This is a genomic window from Acetobacterium malicum subsp. dehalogenans DSM 11527, assembly GCF_000472665.1.
GTDB lineage: Bacteria > Bacillota > Clostridia > Eubacteriales > Eubacteriaceae > Acetobacterium > Acetobacterium malicum.
In genome coordinates, this window is record NZ_AXAC01000016.1 from 81205 (window position 1) to 98579 (window position 17375).

At 42.2% G+C, this 17375-nt stretch carries 17 protein-coding genes, 1 tRNA gene and 1 pseudogene; 18 read left to right on the forward strand and 1 reads right to left on the reverse strand.

The window, feature by feature from the left end:
- Window positions 1-17 precede the first annotated feature (17 nt).
- The 6 genes from A3KS_RS0107780 (at window position 18) to A3KS_RS0107805 (ending at window position 5584) form a co-directional block, all read left to right on the forward strand.
- Window positions 18-1958 (forward strand): molybdopterin biosynthesis protein, encoded by a 1941-nt coding sequence (locus A3KS_RS0107780; protein WP_026394445.1) that lies wholly within the window; start codon window positions 18-20, stop codon window positions 1956-1958.
- Window positions 1959-1986: 28 nt separating this feature from the next.
- Window positions 1987-2946: a GTP 3',8-cyclase MoaA gene (moaA, locus tag A3KS_RS0107785; protein ID WP_026394446.1), complete on the forward strand. Its 960-nt coding sequence runs from the start codon at window positions 1987-1989 to the stop codon at window positions 2944-2946.
- Window position 2947: 1 nt separating this feature from the next.
- A complete protein-coding gene (gene moaC / locus A3KS_RS0107790; protein ID WP_026394447.1) occupies window positions 2948-3445 on the forward strand; it encodes a cyclic pyranopterin monophosphate synthase MoaC in 498 nt (165 codons plus the stop codon).
- A gap of 19 nt (window positions 3446-3464) precedes the next feature.
- Window positions 3465-3902: an MOSC domain-containing protein gene (locus tag A3KS_RS0107795; RefSeq protein WP_026394448.1), complete on the forward strand. Its 438-nt coding sequence runs from the start codon at window positions 3465-3467 to the stop codon at window positions 3900-3902.
- Window positions 3903-4131: 229 nt separating this feature from the next.
- Window positions 4132-4320 (forward strand): hypothetical protein, encoded by a 189-nt coding sequence (locus A3KS_RS0107800; RefSeq protein WP_026394449.1) that lies wholly within the window; start codon window positions 4132-4134, stop codon window positions 4318-4320.
- A 22-nt stretch (window positions 4321-4342) separates the two neighbouring features.
- Window positions 4343-5584 carry a serine hydroxymethyltransferase gene (locus tag A3KS_RS0107805; protein ID WP_026394450.1) on the forward strand — a complete coding sequence of 414 codons (1242 nt, stop codon included), beginning with the start codon at window positions 4343-4345 and terminating at the stop codon, window positions 5582-5584.
- Between the two features lie 183 nt (window positions 5585-5767).
- Here A3KS_RS0107805 and A3KS_RS0107810 read toward each other — a convergent pair whose 3' ends face one another.
- Entirely contained in the window at window positions 5768-7063 is a 1296-nt protein-coding gene (locus A3KS_RS0107810) for an MFS transporter (RefSeq protein WP_026394451.1), read from the reverse strand.
- Window positions 7064-7349: 286 nt separating this feature from the next.
- Between A3KS_RS0107810 and mtpB the strand changes: the two genes are divergently transcribed.
- From mtpB to A3KS_RS0107870, 12 genes and pseudogenes are all read left to right on the forward strand, one after another.
- Entirely contained in the window at window positions 7350-8807 is a 1458-nt protein-coding gene (mtpB, locus tag A3KS_RS0107820; protein WP_026394452.1) for a proline betaine:corrinoid methyltransferase, read from the forward strand.
- Between the two features lie 166 nt (window positions 8808-8973).
- Window positions 8974-9606, forward strand: a complete 633-nt coding sequence (locus A3KS_RS0107825) for a cobalamin B12-binding domain-containing protein (protein ID WP_026394453.1) — start codon at window positions 8974-8976, stop codon at window positions 9604-9606.
- 135 nt (window positions 9607-9741) lie between these two features.
- Window positions 9742-10545: a methyltetrahydrofolate cobalamin methyltransferase gene (locus A3KS_RS0107830; RefSeq protein ID WP_026394454.1), complete on the forward strand. Its 804-nt coding sequence runs from the start codon at window positions 9742-9744 to the stop codon at window positions 10543-10545.
- Window positions 10546-10698: 153 nt separating this feature from the next.
- A complete protein-coding gene (locus A3KS_RS0107835; RefSeq protein ID WP_026394455.1) occupies window positions 10699-12174 on the forward strand; it encodes a glycine betaine uptake BCCT transporter in 1476 nt (491 codons plus the stop codon).
- A gap of 62 nt (window positions 12175-12236) precedes the next feature.
- Window positions 12237-12884 carry a DUF1638 domain-containing protein gene (locus tag A3KS_RS0107840; RefSeq protein ID WP_026394456.1) on the forward strand — a complete coding sequence of 216 codons (648 nt, stop codon included), beginning with the start codon at window positions 12237-12239 and terminating at the stop codon, window positions 12882-12884.
- Between the two features lie 264 nt (window positions 12885-13148).
- The gene (locus A3KS_RS0107845; protein WP_026394457.1) at window positions 13149-14522 is read left to right on the forward strand and encodes a trimethylamine methyltransferase family protein; all 1374 of its coding nucleotides are present in this window, start codon (window positions 13149-13151) and stop codon (window positions 14520-14522) included.
- Complete coding sequence (locus A3KS_RS0107850; RefSeq protein ID WP_026394458.1) at window positions 14506-15186, forward strand: cobalamin B12-binding domain-containing protein; 681 nt, start codon at window positions 14506-14508, stop codon at window positions 15184-15186. Before A3KS_RS0107845 ends, A3KS_RS0107850 begins: the two co-directional genes overlap by 17 nt.
- Window positions 15187-15202: 16 nt before the next feature.
- A pseudogene (locus A3KS_RS24270) lies at window positions 15203-15370 on the forward strand (GntR family transcriptional regulator); the annotation flags it as partial.
- 63 nt (window positions 15371-15433) lie between these two features.
- The gene (locus tag A3KS_RS0107855) at window positions 15434-15880 is read left to right on the forward strand and encodes a UTRA domain-containing protein (RefSeq protein WP_026394459.1); all 447 of its coding nucleotides are present in this window, start codon (window positions 15434-15436) and stop codon (window positions 15878-15880) included.
- Window positions 15881-15902: 22 nt separating this feature from the next.
- Window positions 15903-16586 carry a GntR family transcriptional regulator gene (locus tag A3KS_RS0107860; protein WP_026394460.1) on the forward strand — a complete coding sequence of 228 codons (684 nt, stop codon included), beginning with the start codon at window positions 15903-15905 and terminating at the stop codon, window positions 16584-16586.
- A gap of 13 nt (window positions 16587-16599) precedes the next feature.
- The gene (locus A3KS_RS0107865) at window positions 16600-16872 is read left to right on the forward strand and encodes a DUF1294 domain-containing protein (protein WP_026394461.1); all 273 of its coding nucleotides are present in this window, start codon (window positions 16600-16602) and stop codon (window positions 16870-16872) included.
- Window positions 16873-16976: 104 nt separating this feature from the next.
- A tRNA-Leu gene (locus A3KS_RS0107870) sits at window positions 16977-17061 on the forward strand.
- The last annotated feature ends 314 nt before the right edge of the window (window positions 17062-17375 follow it).

Consider the following 17375-nt stretch of genomic DNA (forward strand, 5'->3'; position numbering starts at 1 on the left):
CAGAACTGGAGGGAAGAATGAATACCGAAAATACAGGAAAAAAAGATGAACGGAATTTATATTTAAAAAATGAAGATCTGGATGTGGCAGTAGCCAAGTATCTGGCCTTATTGTCCTTTACCGAAGCTCAGGAAAAAGGCCGTTTATTACCAGTAATCGAAGCTCAGGGATGGGTGACGAAAGAACCAGTTTTTGCGAAAATTTCATCACCTTATTATAATGCCTCCGCCATGGATGGAATCTGTGTTGAAGCGATGGCGATGATCGGCGTGGATGAACGTCATCCCCGAACCCTGACAAAAGGAACCGATTTTAATTTTGTGGATACCGGCGATGTGATTGCCGATCCCTACAATGCCGTGGTAATGATCGAAGATGTGATCATTAAAAGTGATGACGAAATCAGTATCAACAATCCGGTTTCGCTGTGGCAGAATGTCCGTCCCATTGGCGAAGACATCGTCGCCGGAGAACTGATAATCCCGGCCTATCATCAGGTTCGCCCAATCGATCTGGGTGCCCTTCTGGCTGGCGGTATCACTGAGCTTGAAGTGATGGACAAACCCCGGGTCGGGATTATTCCCACTGGTACTGAACTGGTGGAAGCCGGAGCGGCCATGGCGGTGGGAAAAATTGTCGATTCCAATACCCATATGTTTGTCGGGCTGGTGCAAGAATACGGCGGGGTAGCCAAGCGCTATCAAACCGTTCGGGATGACTACGAACTGATCAAAAGCGCCATCATCAAAGCTGTGGATGAAAACGATATGGTCCTGATTTCGGCCGGTTCCTCGGCCGGAACCGAAGATTACACCCGCAAACTGATTGAAGAACTGGGTGAAGTGGTGGTTCACGGCGTGGCCATTAAACCGGGCAAACCGGTGGTTTTGGGAATCGTTCAGGGAAAACCGGTGATCGGCATTCCCGGCTATCCGGTTTCTGCCTACTTCGTCTTTGAGAGCTTTGTCAAGCCGGTAATGCTGGCCTTTAACCATCAGACCTTTACGGAAGGGGTTACCATTAAAGCAGTGCTGTCCAAGCGGTTGATGTCGTCGCTTAAATATCTGGAGTTTGTGCGAATGAAATGTGGTCGGGTCAACCAGCGCTTTGTGGCAACACCACTGGATCGCGGTGCAGGGGTCACAATGTCGCTGGTTAATGCCGACGGTATTTTGAAGATTCCCAAAAATGTCGAAGGCTATGAAGCCGGGGAAGAGGTTGAGCTGATTCTGATGCGGCCCCGGGAAGAAATTGAAAATACCCTCGTTTCGATTGGCAGTCACGATGTATTGATGGATATGGTTGCCAATATTATCCATAAAAACAAGCAACTGGTGAACCTGTCTTCGGCCCATGTGGGCAGTTTAGGGGGGATTATGGCAATCAAAAAAGGCGAATGCCATATCGCCCCGATCCATTTGCTGGATGAGGAGACCGGGACATATAATCTGACTTATTTAAAACGCTATCTGGCTGATGAAGCGGTGGTGCTGATCAAAGGGGTCAAACGAACCCAGGGGATGATCATCCCCAAAGGCAATCCCCAAAATATTCAGGGCATTGCCGATCTGGTTCGACCCGAGATTCGCTTTGTTAATCGCCAGCGGGGCTCGGGAACCCGGGTGCTATTGGATTATTTACTGAAAACCGCCCAGCTTGATACCAATCAGGTTTTGGGGTATAGTCGGGAAATGAATACCCATATGATGGTAGCTTCGGCGGTGAAATCCGGTTCCTGCGATGTCGGGATTGGGGTTTTATCGGCGGCCAATATGATGGCGTTGGATTTTATCCCGATCGGCGAGGAAGCCTACGATTTTGTTATTCTAAAAGAGAATCTCGATGATCCCCGGGTACAGATATTTATCAAGGTGCTAAAATCCCAGGAATTTAAAGAGGCCCTGAAGCGGCTGGGAGGATATGAACTGGAACAACCGGGAGAAATAGTTGAACCCTAGACATCACGAGGGAGAAAGCAGGAAACAGATGAAGGATCATTATGGAAGAAAAATAAATTACATGCGTATCTCCATCACCGATTTATGCAATTTAAGATGTGTCTACTGTATGCCGGAAGAGGGGATTGAAAAACATCCCCATCAGAAGAATCTGTCTTTTGAAGAAATTCTGGAGCTGATTAAAGCTGGGGTGAGCCTGGGTGTCAACAAGATTCGGTTAACCGGTGGGGAACCGCTGGTACGCCATGGGATTGTCGATTTGGTCAGACAGATCGGTGAGATTCCGGGGATCGAGGATCTCACCATGACTACCAATGGGATTCTCTTGCCTAAATATGCCAAAGATTTAAAAGCCGCCGGCTTAAATCGGGTCAATATCAGTCTCGACACCTTTGATCCGGTCAAATTTAATGAGATTACCCGGTGGGGCCATCTGGAAGATGTTTTTGCGGGGATTGCTGCGGCCAAAGCCGTGGGGATGCATCCGATTAAAATCAACACCGTGCTGATCAAGGACTTCAATGACAATGAAATTGAAACCTTTGTCAATTACACCAGAGACGAAGCGGTTTATGTGCGGTTCATTGAACTGATGCCGCTGGGTGAATCCAGCGGTTTTGCGGAAAACAAATACCTGTCCAATGATGAGGTGTTAAAACGAATGCCGGCTTTAACCCCATTGCTAATGCCCGACAAAACCGGACCGGCGGAATATTATCAGCTACCTGGAGCCAAGGGCCGAGTGGGACTGATCAATCCCATTAGCAAGCATTTCTGTAGCGAGTGCAACCGCATCCGGGTCACCACCGATGGCAAGATCAAACCCTGTCTCCATTCGGACTATGAGATTGACCTGGTCGCGCTGCATCAATCCGGGATGACCTATCAAGAAATTCTCTTGCAGGCGATTAATGAAAAACCGGAAAAACATCATATTAATGAAGATGAAAAACAGTTACTAAGAAATATGAACGAAATTGGAGGATGATATGGACGAAGAAGTTTTAGAATTCACCCATTTTAATGAGGCAGGCCGCAGTAAAATGGTGGATGTCAGCGATAAAAAAAGTACTGAGCGGGTAGCTGTTGCCAAAGGCGCCATCACCATGAAAAAAGAGACCCTGCAAAAAGTAATTGCCGGACAGATGAAAAAAGGAGACGTTCTGGGAGTTGCTCAGATTGCCGGAATTATGGGTGTTAAGCGGACCGCGGATCTGATCCCGATGTGCCATAATATTTTTATCTCGGGCAGCGATATTGACTTTGAAATCGATGAGGCGAATTCCCGGATTTTAATCGCAGCGACGGTTAAAAATACTGGTCAGACCGGTGTGGAAATGGAAGCCTTAACGGCGGTTTCAGTGGCCGCACTGACCATCTATGACATGTGTAAAGCGGTGGACAAAGAAATGACTATCGAAGCAATCTATCTGGCTAAAAAAACCGGTGGTAAATCCGGCGAGTTTATTAATCCCAAACATCAATAAAATTAACAGGAGAAATGTAATGAGTGGAAAAGTAATTGCAATTAATATCAGTGAGAAAAAAGGCGTCATGAAAAAACCGATTCCGACCGGGAATTTTATTGAAAATTTTGGTCTCGAGGGCGATGCGCACGCCGGAAAATGGCATCGGCAGGTCAGTCTGTTAGGACAGGAGAGTATCGATAAAATGATCGCCATGGGGGCGGCGGGTCTATGCGCTGGAAATTTTGCCGAAAACATTACGACCGAAGGAATCTGTGTCTATGAATTGCCGGTGGGGACGAAGCTAAGAATCGGCGAAACCCTTCAGGAAGTTACCCAGATCGGTAAAGAATGTCATGCTGGATGCGAAATAGCCCAACAGGTTGGCGATTGTGTGATGCCACGTGAAGGAATCTTTACGATGATTCTGGAAGGCGGTATCATCAAAGCTGGTGACACCATCGAAGTTGTGGAATAAATCAGACAAAAATAAATTGATTCTGGTCGGATTTGGAGACAGATGCCGGGAGATTTTCGGCAGTGTAGACATCTGATCGAAATATAGCTTAAATTTTTCCAGAGATAAAACAAATCACAAAAAAATGATTGAATGTGTATTGCATTATCAGAATTTAGTGTTACAATAGTAAATGTTATTGCCGTACAAGTGTCTTTCAAATGAAGACAGTCGCCTAATGGAGGACAATATGAATGAATTTATAAATAGTATGGCCGGTGTGGCCTGGAGTATCATCCCGATATTACTGATCTTTTTTTTGATGTCAGGCATCATGTTTGTTTTTTATTTCAAAGTGAAAATTGAAGAAATATCGATCTATTTAAAAAGTATTGCCGCTTCCCTCGAAAGGCTTTCAAATCGGCGAAATGACTATTAGAAAGAGTTTTATGGAGGAATTTATGTTTTTTGAAAAAGTAAAAGTTGCAGATCCTGAGATTTACGAACTCATGGAAAAGGAATTGCACCGGCAACAAAGTCATTTAGAGCTCATCGCCTCTGAAAACTTCGTGTCAGACGCAGTGATGATTGCTATGGGAAGCCATTTAACTAATAAATACGCTGAAGGTACCCCGGGACACCGCTTCTATGGCGGTTGTGTTCATGTTGATACCATCGAGCAGGTTGCCATTGATCGGGCCAAGGCCTTATTTGGTGCCGAACACGCCAATGTTCAGCCTCATTCCGGTGCTCAGGCCAATACGGCCGTATATATGGGAATTTTAGAACCTGGCGATACCGTTTTAGGGATGCGCCTGGATCAGGGTGGGCATCTGACTCATGGTAGCCCGGCCAATCTTTCGGGAAAATACTATAATTTTATCTCTTATGGGGTGGATCAGGTAACAGAAACCATCGATTATGATGAAATAGAAAAACTGATCAAAGAACATCAGCCCAAATTGGTGGTAGTGGGTGCCAGTTCATACCCGCGTGCCATCGACTTTGAACGCATTTCAAAGATGACCAAGGCCGCTGGTTGTTATCTGATGGTGGATATGGCCCATATTGCTGGTCTGGTGGCCGCTGGACAACACCAAAGTCCGGTGCCCTATGCTGACTTTGTTACGACCACTACTCACAAAACCTTGCGAGGCCCAAGAGGGGGGATTATTCTATGTAAAAAGGAATATGCCAAACTCATTGATAAGGGTGTCTTCCCAGGTACTCAGGGCGGTCCGCTGGAGCATATGATCGCCGCCAAGGCGGTAGCCTTCAGAGAGGCCGCAACGCCAGAGTTTAAGGCATACCAGGAACAGGTTGTTAAAAATGCCAAAGTATTGGCAGCTGCTCTTGAAAAACGGGGATTTCGGATTGTATCCGGCGGAACCGACAATCATTTGATGCTGTTAGATGTCAGCAAGGTGGGTCTGACTGGAAAAGAAGCGGATGAAACCCTGGGAAAAGTCAATATCACCGCCAATAAAAATGCCATTCCTTATGACAAAGAAAGTCCTTTTGTCACCAGTGGAATCCGGGTAGGTACCCCGGCCATTACCACCCGAGGTCTGGTTGAAGCCGATATGGAAGTGGTAGCCGATGCCATTGAAGCGGCACTGATTAAAAAAGACATGGAACTGGCGCTTGAAAAAGTCGCCTTTTTAACAGAAAAATATCCTTTATATCCAGGCTTGATGGGATAAACTGGTACATACAAAAAAGTGTCTGACAGATAAATAATCTGTCAGACACTTTTTTTATACAGAGAAAAAGCTGTGTGGTGTGAAGGTTTAAGACGTTTAAGAGATCGATAGAAATAATACCGTCACACGCTAGCTAGAATACATTGATCTGAAAAACTGAATGCTACTGGATGCTATGTAATATTAAATCTGAGAGATACTAGCTGCCGGTGTAGCTTCTGATTCCGCCACTTCCAACTTTTTTAAATCGTTCGTTCGTTTTACCAACAACATCGCTGAACCAATACCGAGGATGGCACAAACAATTAATAGGATGAAAATCTGATTAAAACCAGCAGCAATATCACCGGCGGCTTTGGCATCATCCAACCATTTACCGCAAATCAGGCCGTAGAATACATCCGGGATAAAAGCGATAAACGAAATAATACCTGTAGCCATTCCGGTCATACCAACGGGGATACCAGCCTGATCCATAATTGACCAGTAGGTAGATTTCATGATGTTTGCGATAAATGCAATCACCAGGGTCAGGATAATACTAATGGCGATAACCTTGGCAGAGAAGAGCAAGGCAACCAAGGCGGCGGAGATGGCCCCAAAAGCGATAATAAAGCCCTTGCCTTTGTAAGTGAACTTATCCATGAAAAAGCCGCCGATCACGCCAGCCAACAGCACAATGATGTAGCTTCTAAAAATTCCAATGGCACTGGCTGTTGTTGTCGAGATGTTTAGCACCTGTACCGTATAGGTTGTCATGTAGGCGTTGCCGATTGCCCAGGTGAGATAGGCAAACATAATCACGAGGATTGAGATCCAGACGCCTTTGTTTTTTAGGACATCCATTACACTATATTTCGTTTCGTTAACAGCGACCTGTGCTTCGTGTTTGATGTCTGTTTTAGGAAGAAAGACTAGGGCCAGAACAAAAAACAGGGCACAGACGCCGGCACCAAATAAGAAAAGAACTTTCATACCGGCAGCAGGGGTAGCGGCCAGACCGACAATAGCCAGAAATGCAAAACCCATCAGGGTTTGAATAACGCCCCGCAAGGCTTCGCTTCCGCCGAACATCTTACTCTGGTTGTCTTCGTTAGCCAAATTTCTGATCCCCTTGAGGTAGGCAGACCACAGCGTGGCAATACCGAAAAATCCGTAAAGAAAATGAATAATCAGCAGGGCTGTAAAGTTAGTGGTCATCGCAAAGGCGAACGTTAACACAGCATAAGCGGCCAGGGTAGTGGAAATCATCGACCGCATTGAGAAGCGGTCGGCCATCCAGCCGCCGATGGGATAGCAAAAAGTATAGGTTAAATTCAATGCCGAAGCCAGAATTCCGATTTGCGTATTGCTAAGTTGATACGCGGCCGCAAATTGATCATAAAATGTAAATCGTAAAAACGGCAACTGGTACGCCAAAGCGACGGTTGCACTAAGAACCAAAAATACCATTGCATTTCTAAATCCAAAATTTTTCATAAATATCCTCCTAAACATGAGTGCGAAATACATGTCTATTGCAAGGAGTATAACATGATACTTGTAAACGGTCAACAACTATTTTTATTTACAGCAATTGAGGAATTTCGAGCGAAAGTAATCGTAATAAGTGTGCAGAATAGGATATTTCTTAATTAGACATATTAAATGTAGACGATTAAAATAGCAAATTTAGTTGAAAAATCGCTTGACAACGGATTCCGGAGCATGATATATTTGTCTTGCGAAATACATGTATTAATTAAAAAACTGGAGGCTATTTCAAATGTATATTAACAGACGTTTTTATGAAAAATATGTATCTACCCGTGATGTAGAGTTGTTACATGAGTATTCACTAAAGGTTTTACAAGAAGTTGGGGTTTCATTTGCCAGTGAAGAGGCACTTGAGATTTTTAAAAATCATGGTGCGACGGTTGAAGGCAATATCGTAAAAATTAGTGAAGCGCTTTTAAACAAAGCGTTAGAAACAGCACCCAAATCATTCGCGGTAACGACCAACGCCGGCGAAACTCCAATTGGTGAGCGTTTCAAACCTAAGACAGTTGGCTGCTATGGTCCATCAAAATTCCTTTTTGAAGATGATACTTATAGAATGGCATTATTGCCAGATGTCGTTAAATTTTTAAAACTGATGCACACCAGTGATGTTACCGACTTTGTCAATAATTCAGCCTATGACACGCCAGATTTAGATAAAACCGTAGATAATTTTTATTTGCCACAAGTGGCCTTGTGTTTAAAATATTCAGACAGACCAACTTACGGAAACGTTGCTAATAGTCTGAATGTTAAAAAACAGAGCTTAAAGGATGCCGCCAAAGAGATTGCCAACATGTATAAAGAGTTCTATGATATCTGGGATCGACCTGTATTATTAACCAATTGTTGTGCGCTCTCACCAATGGGTTATTCTTATGAGGTACTTGATAACATCATGGGTCTTGTTGAAGAAGGACAACCAGTTACAATCATTACCTGTTCAATGACGAATCTCACCGCACCAGCTGCGTTGATGGGTTCGGTAATCCAGGACAATGCGACGATCCTTGCAGGCATCGTTTTGACACAGTTGATTAACCCTGGCGTTGGTGTTATTTACGGAACCGTCTCTTCACCTACTGACATGCGAAAAACTGCGATTGCCATCGGATCGCCCGAAGCCCAATTGATTCAAATGTCAACTTTAGCTTTGGGTCGTTACTATGGGCTGCCGGTCAGAACCGGAGTCAGCGGGTCAGATTCTCTCAAGCCTGATTATCAGGCGGGTGTTGAGACAATGACGACGTTAATGACTACATATCTGGGAAAATCCGACTTTGCCTTGAACAATGCTGGTATCCTTCAGTCTTATGCGGTCGGCAGTTATGAAAAATTTGTCCTTGATGAAGAAGTAAATCGGATCTTAATGCGATTAAACAAGGGGATTGACATCTCTGATACCAAGGCCAGTAAGGTCTTTGAAGAGATCAAGAAAGCCGGTCCGTTAGGAAATTATCTATCCGGCAGAACACCAAAGGAATACCGCGATGAGCATCATTTATCGGCAATTTTCAATAAAACTGCTGGCGATCCGACGCAGATATTTGAAGAAGTTGGTGATATCAGAGAACGGGCTTCCAAACAGGTTGAAGCGAGATTAGCTAGCTACAAAGCCCCTGATTTAACAAAAAAACAACAGGAAATTCTCAATCGTTACCTGCCGGAAAGTGAAAAATTCTAAGTAATAATTGTTCCTTGACGGATGGTTGAGAAACTTGGATCATGAACTGAATTTTTAAACAGAAAAGCGCATTGATGATAAATTTCAATGTGTTGATCGGATAACATTCAAAAAAATAAGTGTCGGTTTAAATATAATGAAAATAAGAAAAGGAATGGTAAAAGATATGCTGGATTTAAAAGAATTAACGCAGGCTGTTGGAGATTTGGAAGAAGAAGTAGTGATGGATTTGTTGAATGAATTTGTTAAGTCAAATCCGACTGAACCAGAAGCGCAGGAGGCCATTGCTGCCTGCCAGGCTGGCATGGCAATCGTTGGTGATCTGTTTGAAAAAGGAGAATATTTTGTTGGTGATCTTATTTTTGCCGGTGAGTTATTAACGGAATCAATCAATCTCTTAAAACCAGTTTTGGGCAGTGGTGAAACAGCGATTGCCGGAACCATTGTAATCGGGACCGTTCATGGTGATTTGCATGATATTGGCAAGAATATTTTTAAAAGTATGTCGGAGGCAGCCGGTTTTGAAGTGGTGGATCTGGGAATCGACGTGGCTCCGGAACTATTTGTTCAAACTGCAAAAGAAAATGAAGGCTGCATTATTGGTATGAGTGGTGTCTTAACCTTGGCGATCGATTCGATGAAAGAGACCGTTGAAGCGATTAAAACAGCGGGCATTGATGCAAAGATTATAATCGGCGGAAATCCTGTAACCAAAGAATCATGTGAAATGGTTGGAGCCGATCAGTATACAACAAATGCTGCTGAAGGGGTTAAAATTTGTCAAGGTTGGGTGGCATAAATAACCCGATTAAGATAATAACATATCATCATCGAATAATTCGGTAACGGTAAAAATAAATCATCAAAAAATCAAATACATAGAAGACGAGTAGATCCATACTTGTCTTCTATGTATAATTTAAGGAGACAAAGTATGATCATAATTGGAGAAAAAATAAACGGAACAATTCCGTCAGTTAAAGAGGCCATCGAAAGAAGAGATGCTGATTTTATTGCAAAACTGGCGATTAAGCAAACGGAGGCCGGTGCCAATTTTATCGATGTATGTGCTAGTACTGCACCGGAGTATGAAATTGAAACGTTGAAATGGTTGATGGAAGTGGTTCAGGATGCAACGGACACACCACTGGGCATCGACAGTCCCAATCCTAAGGTAATTGAAGCGGTCTTTAAGTATGCGAACAAACCCGGCCTGATCAACTCAATTTCAGAAGAAGGAGATAAATGCGAGGTTTTACTGCCTCTGTTAGAAGGGAATAGCTGGGAAGTTGTCGGCTTGACCTGTGATAACCATGGTATCCCCAGTGATCTTGAAACGAAATTGAAAATCACAGAAATCATGGTTGAAAAGGCAGCAAAATTCGGAATTACGCCAGACCGGATCCATATTGATCCCTGCGTGATGGCATTGTCAACCGAGAATAACTCGATGTTAAACTTTGCCCAGGAAATTAAAAAAATTAAAGAACTATACCCGACTATTCATGTCACTGGTGCCATCAGCAATATGTCTTTTGGTTTGCCGGTACGATCGCTCCTGAATAAAACATGTATGGCCTTTGCCATTCAGGCAGGTATGGATTCAGCTGTGTTAGATCCACTAAACCGGGATATGATGGGGACAATAATTGCAACCTATGCACTACTGGGACAAGATAAGCATTGCCGAAAATATAGTAAAGCCTATCGGCAGGGACAGATTGGACCGGTCAAATAAACTTCTTCAACACTTCAGGTAGCTTGACGTAGTTTCATTATCACAAATCGATATTGAGAAATGAAACTATGACGAGCTATTGATAAAACAAGATTGAATAACTGGCACGAAGGATTTGAATGCGTTTTAAGATTCTGGTGAGAGGATAACATTATGGTATTTTATATTTCGCTTGTTTTTTTAGTAATATTCTTGTTGTTTGGATTCATGTTTCCCGACCGTTTATTAACATTTACCAATCTTTTGTTTGGGGGGATCACCAACAATCTGGGGTGGCTTTACCTGATCTCAGTTTTAGGAATATTGATTTTTTGTCTTTATCTGGCCTTCGGCAAATATGGTAATGTACGTTTAGGAAATGACCATGATCGACCAGAGTATTCGAACTTTTCCTGGTTTGCGATGTTATTCAGTGCCGGAATGGGGATTGGACTGGTGTTTTGGGGTGTTGCTGAACCCGTATTTCATTATCTGCAGCCGCCTCTGGGGATTGAAGCAGAAACGACAGAATCAGCGACAATGGCATTTCAGTATGCCTTTTTGCATTGGGGTTTTCATCCCTGGGCAATTTACGCCATTGTCGGATTAGCCCTGGCTTACGCAACGTTTCGAAAAAAACAGCCTTGCTTGATCAGTTCTACATTACGGCCATTGCTTGGTGAAAAGGTGAAGGGGCCACTTGGCAAAATGGTCGATATTCTATCGCTAGTTTTAACGGTAATTGGTGTTTCAACGTCTTTGGGACTGGGTGCATTACAGGCAAATGCGGGGTTGGCGACACTTTTTGATATTCCCAATAATATTAATGTTCAAATCATTATCATAATTGTTATTAGCATCTTATTTTTAATTTCTTCATTGTCCGGGTTGGATCGGGGAATAAAAATACTAAGCAATACTAATATTGTTCTTGCCGTGGTCTTGATGTTGTTTGTGCTTTTTACTGGACCAACAGTTTTTATCATTAATACTTTTTTTGTCAGTTTAAGCGGTTATGTACAAAATATTCTGACTATGAGTTTAGCGTTGACACCGTTTGAAAATGACCCCTGGCTGGGGAACTGGACGATTTTTTATTGGGCCTGGTGGATGTCCTGGGGGCCTTTTGTGGGGACCTTCATTGCCCGAATTTCAAAAGGACGAACGGTTAGAGAATTTATTCTCGGGGTGATTATTCTTCCGGCTATTTTTTGTTGTATCTGGTTTGCTGTCTTTGGCGGCACGGCGCTGCATTTTGAAATCTTTGAGGGACTTCATGTTGCCGATGCGATTACCGAAGACGTTGCGGTGGGCCTATTTGTAACCTTGTCATACCTGCCTTTTGGTAAGGTTATCTCCTTTATGGCTACCGTTTTAATCGTCACTTTTTTTGTGACATCGGCCGATTCAGCAAACTTTGTCATCGCGATGTTCTCCCGAAATGGCGATTTAAATCCGGATAAAAAGATTAAAGTGATTTGGGGTGTGGTGTTATCGTCAATGGCCATTGTTTTACTTTTAAGCGGGGGCTTGGTGGCAATCAGAAATGTTGCCATCATTATGGCGTTGCCATTTGTATTGGTCATCATCATGATTTGTGTTTCAATCTATAAAGCATTTAAGAATGAAAGCATCAATAAAGACAATTAAAAAATGTAAACGAGGCAAACCGAAGAGCGTGGATTTGAGTAATGAAAGGAATGGTTGTAAAAATGAAAAGAGTTATGATTGGGTGTAGTGTTTTAAAAAAGGAAGTCGAAGCGAGGCTTAAGTGCTCAGATATTGAATACCGGTGGCTTAAAGAGCATCTTCACAACACCCCGGATCTCCTCCATCTCGAAATACAAGCGGCCATCGATGGGGAAGCAGATGCCGATATCATCTATCTCAGTTATGGACTGTGCGGAAAAGCATTGGTTGATATTAAGGCAAGATCCTGTCCAGTGGTGATGCCCAGAGTCGATGACTGTATTGCCATGATTTTGAATGATCGGTCCGATCTCGGAAGTTTACGCTGTTCATCTTACTTTGTCTCCCAGGGCTGGTTGTGGGGCGAAGATGGGATCGGCTATGAGCATGATCGGGTAAAAGAAAAATATGGTGAAAAGCGGGCCTTGCGAATTGCCAGAGCGATGTTTAAAAATTACCAGTATTTGTTGTTTATCCGCACCGGGGTGGAAACAGCGGAAGATAAACAAAAATGTTTGTCTATGGCTGAAAAATTAGGACTGAAGGTCAATGAAACTAGCGGAAATATTCATTTACTGGATGAAATGATAAGAGACAGCAAGGATGATCGGTTTATCCGATTAGCACCAGGCGAAGTAATCACTGAAGAGATGTTTTGGTCTGCCGATTAACAATTGGCCGGAACGGCAGTTTATTGACAACCTCACAAACCGTATTCGCTACGGTTTGTTTCATTTTATGGTAGAAAGACGTGTTTGAAATGTATAGCTCAGGATGCAACGCAGAAAGCCCTATGTAATATCGCTGCAGACAAAGGTAATATTCAGAAAAATTGAGAGCGATAATTATCATAATGAAACGGTAAACAAATCGAGGTTATTATGATATAATCTTAAAACGTATCAAAACTGAGGGGATAGCAGGGGGCAGTGATCATGAAATTAACGCTTAGTATTTCGAAAAAGGAATGTGATCTTATCCACGAACAGTCGCTGAAACTATTACAAACCATGGGGATAACAATTTTTTCGAAAGAAGCACTGGAAGTTTTCAAAAAAGCGGGTGCCAGGGTGCAGGAGAATCAGGTTTTTATTGATGCCGATTTGGTAGAGGAAAGCCTTAAAATGGTGCCACATGCATTCCCGATTTATTCAAATACTAAGCGTGTAGTGGTTGGAAAGGGTAAATTATGTTCACTACCACCGTATGGGGGAACGTATGTTTCCAGAAATGAACACATTGCTTTAGGCACTCGCAACGATTACCTGAATTTCACAAAACTCAATCAGCTTAATGAATATATCAGTATGGCTTGTCCCTACACCTTGGAACCTTTCGATATTCCGTTAGAGCAACGAAATATTTATCGGATGGCGATGATTCTAAAATACTCTGATAAACCGAGTCTTTCCATTGTCGGTAGCAGGGAAGAGTCACGTAAATGTATTGAAATGGTCCGACGTTATTATGGAATTACCAACAAACCGGTAGTTCTTGGGAATGTGAATGTGTCAGCACCCATGATTATGGGACTTTCGACCACAGAAGCAATCACTGTCCACTGTGAAGAAAATCAACCTTTGATGATCGCCTGTGGCAGCGGTTTAAGCGGATTAACGGCACCTCCAACACCAGGTGGCAATTTTCTGCTGGCAAACGCCGGAATTTTAGCCGGGATTGTGTTTGCGCAAATCCAAAGCCCTGGACTGCCAATCATATATGGTCTGCCATTGTTTGGAGTTGATCCATTCAAGGCCGAAACATCGGTGGGGAGTCCCGCAACCGCTCTATTTACCCTGGCAGCCAAAGGGATGGCTGAATATTATCAAATCCCGTTTCGGGCCGGCGGAACTTTCACGGACTCAAAATATTTGGATTATCAAAGCGGTTTTGAAAGTGGCATCAACCTGTTGTCTTGCCTGCTCGCTGAAGTCGATTGTCTGATGCATAGCTTTGGGATGGAGGATGCGCTTAAAACCATAAATTACAATAAATATGTTTTGGATGAATACATGTACCTGAGTCTTAAAGACTTTGTCAAGGGCATGGAAATTAATGATGTGACGATCATGACGGATGAAATTCTGAAAGTCGGATCAACCGGTAATTATATATCGTCACGGAATCTTAAATTAATCCGAAAGCAATATCCTAAACATGGTTTTGGAGAAGGAAAAACAAAAGCTGAGGTATTGAAAAAGACTGATGATGAAATAAACCGGCGTTTGAATAATTATGAATTTCCAGCTCCGACCAAAGATCAAATTAAAATATTAAGAGGTTATTTACCAGATGAATACATCGATTAAAAACGCCGTCAATGTTTCTACCTTAGAAAGTATTGTGGAGGCAATGAAAAAAATTGAGGAAAAAAAAGTCCTTAAACTTGTAAATTATGCAATTCGTGAAGGCGCTGCTCAAGCACAGATCATTGAGGCGATTCAGCGGGGGTTGGATCAGATTGGCCATTTTTTTGAAGAAGGAAAATATGGGGTCACGGATTTAATGATGGCAGGCATTATTTTTGAAGAGGTTCTAAAGCTGCCAAGCTTAAAGCTGATTAATGAGGAATCAGAAGAGCCGATCGGCAGAATTCTGCTTTGTACCATCGAACGGGATTTGCATGATATTGGGAAATCAATTTTCAAGAGTGCAGCGTTAATGTCAAATTTTGAAATAATCGATATGGGCATTAATGTCACGGCTCAGGAGATTTTAAATGAAACCATCAACCGTAAACCGGACATCATTGCAATCAGCTCAATTTTAGCAGAAGGGGTCCGATATATTAAAGAAGTGAATGAAAAGCTTGTGACCGCTGGGATCAGGGATCAGGTTAAAATAATTGTCGGTGGACTTTCAACCCATCGTCAGGCGATCGAATATACGGGCGTGGATGCCTTTGCCAATGATGTCTATGAAGGTGTCAAACAATGCAAAATATGGGTAAACGAAGGAGGAGAGGCTAATTAATCACAAATATGAAGATATTGCAGATAATATTAAATATAAAATTCAGAAAAATTTTTATCCGATTAATTCTTCGATCCCCCCGGAAAACACCCTGGCTGATGAGTATGGGGTCAGTCGGATCACCATTCGCAACGCAATTTCAAAATTAATTGATGAAGGTTATATTTATTCAATCCCGGGAAAAGGAAATTTTGTTCTCGAAAAGAATAATGATAAGTATCTCATATCATTAAAAACGGACAAGCTTTTGAAAAAACCATATCAACGGGTTGAACTTTTAGGATCAGAAATTATCAGACCAACCATTGACCTGGTTTACCACCTGAGAATAGCACCAGATGCTCGGGTTGTTTACATCCGTTGGGTGTTGCTTGACGACGAAAAACCGATTGCTTATGATATGCAGTACATCCCTTATTTTCCGGGAATTACGGTTTGGAATGATAATTTTGAATATACCAGTTTCAGTGAAATACTGTCCCAGAAAAATAAGCTCTTTCAAATGCAGGGAAGAATGAATATTTCAGGTATTAATTGCGAAAGGGAAATTGCGGAGATATTAAAAATACCAGTAGGAACGCCAGTTATGCAGATCACGCAAAAGATTCTGGATGATAATGAACCAATGGGTTACCGTCAGTTGTTTATTAAAAGAGAATGGTGCTGCATTCGGGGTACTTCTCACCGGGAATAAAGAATGAGGATTGTGAATAAAAGTGAAAATATACGAACGGATTGAGAATGATATTCTCTTAGATATTAAAAGTGGGTTACTTAAACCAAACGAAAAATTGCCGACAAATCAGGAGCTGGCAGAAAAATATCAGACCAGCGGTGTAACGGTACGCAAAAGTTTAGCAGCACTTGTCAATAAAGGATATTTGGTTTCGATTGAGCGCGTGGGAACATTTGTTAAAGAGCGTGAGAAGGATCTTTTTTTAGTTAATTTTTCGCTGGAAGGTAATATCAATGAAGAAATAACGGATATCGAGACCGAAGATATTCTTATTTCGATGACAAAAATAAAGGGTGAGAAACGTGAATTAAAAACACTGGAAATCAGAAGAATGTACTTTTCTGATTCAATGCCGGTTGGCTATAGTATCGATGCATTGTTCTTAAAAGGTCGCTATCTTACGGAAGGTATTGAAAAAAAAGCAGAAAAAAATATCGCCATCATGGATCAGATCTTAAATAGTTATGAAGTGAAAAAAACAATGGAAGTGACAATGGATTATCCCAATAAATATATTTCAAACCGGCTGTTAATTAACGAAAATATGCCGATTTTTTGCATCAACATCTATTTTTCAACAGTGGACGATTATCCCATCGGAAAAAGAACCATATATGTATTAGGGGAGAATATTACATTAAATGGAAAATCATTTTACAAATAGGAAGTAGTTTTTAATGAATTATTTTATTAGTTATCTGGTTGCGGTGAATCTGATCACCTTTATTTTTTTCTGGAATGACAAAAGACGTTCAAAAAAGGAGGCCTGGCGTATTCCGGAAAAAACCCTGATTGGTCTGTGTCTGGTTGGCGGGTCAATTGGCGGTTTTCTGGGGATGCGGGTTTTTCATCATAAAACAAAACATTTTTTATTTGCCTGGGGAATTCCGATTATTTTGATTCTCCAGATCGGTTTGGGGCTGTTATTCTTTTTTAAAGTATTGAATTAGAAGAAATAGATAAAAAATCGCTGAAATCTAAAAAAAAGTTTAGAGCAGGCCTTGACAATACACTCAAAAGAGTGTATTCTATAGTGGTATTCAAAATGATTTATGCGAGAGTGTTGGAACTGGCAGACAAGCACGTTTCAGAGGCGTGTGTCGCAAGGCGTACGGGTTCGACTCCCGTCTCTCGCACCATTTAGAATTTACAAAAACGGCATGAGATTGCCGTTTTTTTTATGGTTTGCGAGGCATGTTGCCGAGCTAATGGTCTGAAAGAAGACCTGTCACCTGGCTAATTGGGAAGACAAGCTGTAAGCAAGGGCGTTTCCGGCGACGGAAGGGTCTGAAGGAAGCTGATGGCGGTTGTTGGAACGGAACGCAAGTGAACCAGTGATGGTATATATGAAGGATAACCTTTCCAAAAGTGGGGACGTCCGAAAATTAGCTGAGTCATATATATTGAGATGGTCGTTTTAACAACAAGCGGAGCAACTTAACCTCGGAAGTAC

What these genes read in the sequence shown, in the direction of transcription:
- A3KS_RS0107800 (WP_026394449.1), top strand. Translation starts at nt 4,132, where the DNA reads ATGAATGAATTTATAAATAGTATGGCCGGTGTGGCCTGGAGTATCATC.
- A3KS_RS0107865 (WP_026394461.1), top strand. Translation starts at nt 16,600, where the DNA reads ATGAATTATTTTATTAGTTATCTGGTTGCGGTGAATCTGATCACCTTT.
- A3KS_RS0107835 (WP_026394455.1), top strand. Translation starts at nt 10,699, where the DNA reads ATGGTATTTTATATTTCGCTTGTTTTTTTAGTAATATTCTTGTTGTTT.
- A3KS_RS0107825 (WP_026394453.1), top strand. Translation starts at nt 8,974, where the DNA reads ATGCTGGATTTAAAAGAATTAACGCAGGCTGTTGGAGATTTGGAAGAA.
- A3KS_RS0107850 (WP_026394458.1), top strand. Translation starts at nt 14,506, where the DNA reads ATGAATACATCGATTAAAAACGCCGTCAATGTTTCTACCTTAGAAAGT.
- A3KS_RS0107810 (WP_026394451.1), bottom strand. Translation starts at nt 7,063, where the DNA reads ATGAAAAATTTTGGATTTAGAAATGCAATGGTATTTTTGGTTCTTAGT.
- A3KS_RS0107840 (WP_026394456.1), top strand. Translation starts at nt 12,237, where the DNA reads ATGAAAAGAGTTATGATTGGGTGTAGTGTTTTAAAAAAGGAAGTCGAA.
- A3KS_RS0107830 (WP_026394454.1), top strand. Translation starts at nt 9,742, where the DNA reads ATGATCATAATTGGAGAAAAAATAAACGGAACAATTCCGTCAGTTAAA.
- mtpB (WP_026394452.1), top strand. Translation starts at nt 7,350, where the DNA reads ATGTATATTAACAGACGTTTTTATGAAAAATATGTATCTACCCGTGAT.
- moaC (WP_026394447.1), top strand. Translation starts at nt 2,948, where the DNA reads ATGGACGAAGAAGTTTTAGAATTCACCCATTTTAATGAGGCAGGCCGC.
- A3KS_RS0107805 (WP_026394450.1), top strand. Translation starts at nt 4,343, where the DNA reads ATGTTTTTTGAAAAAGTAAAAGTTGCAGATCCTGAGATTTACGAACTC.
- A3KS_RS0107845 (WP_026394457.1), top strand. Translation starts at nt 13,149, where the DNA reads ATGAAATTAACGCTTAGTATTTCGAAAAAGGAATGTGATCTTATCCAC.
- A3KS_RS0107795 (WP_026394448.1), top strand. Translation starts at nt 3,465, where the DNA reads ATGAGTGGAAAAGTAATTGCAATTAATATCAGTGAGAAAAAAGGCGTC.
- moaA (WP_026394446.1), top strand. Translation starts at nt 1,987, where the DNA reads ATGAAGGATCATTATGGAAGAAAAATAAATTACATGCGTATCTCCATC.
- A3KS_RS0107780 (WP_026394445.1), top strand. Translation starts at nt 18, where the DNA reads ATGAATACCGAAAATACAGGAAAAAAAGATGAACGGAATTTATATTTA.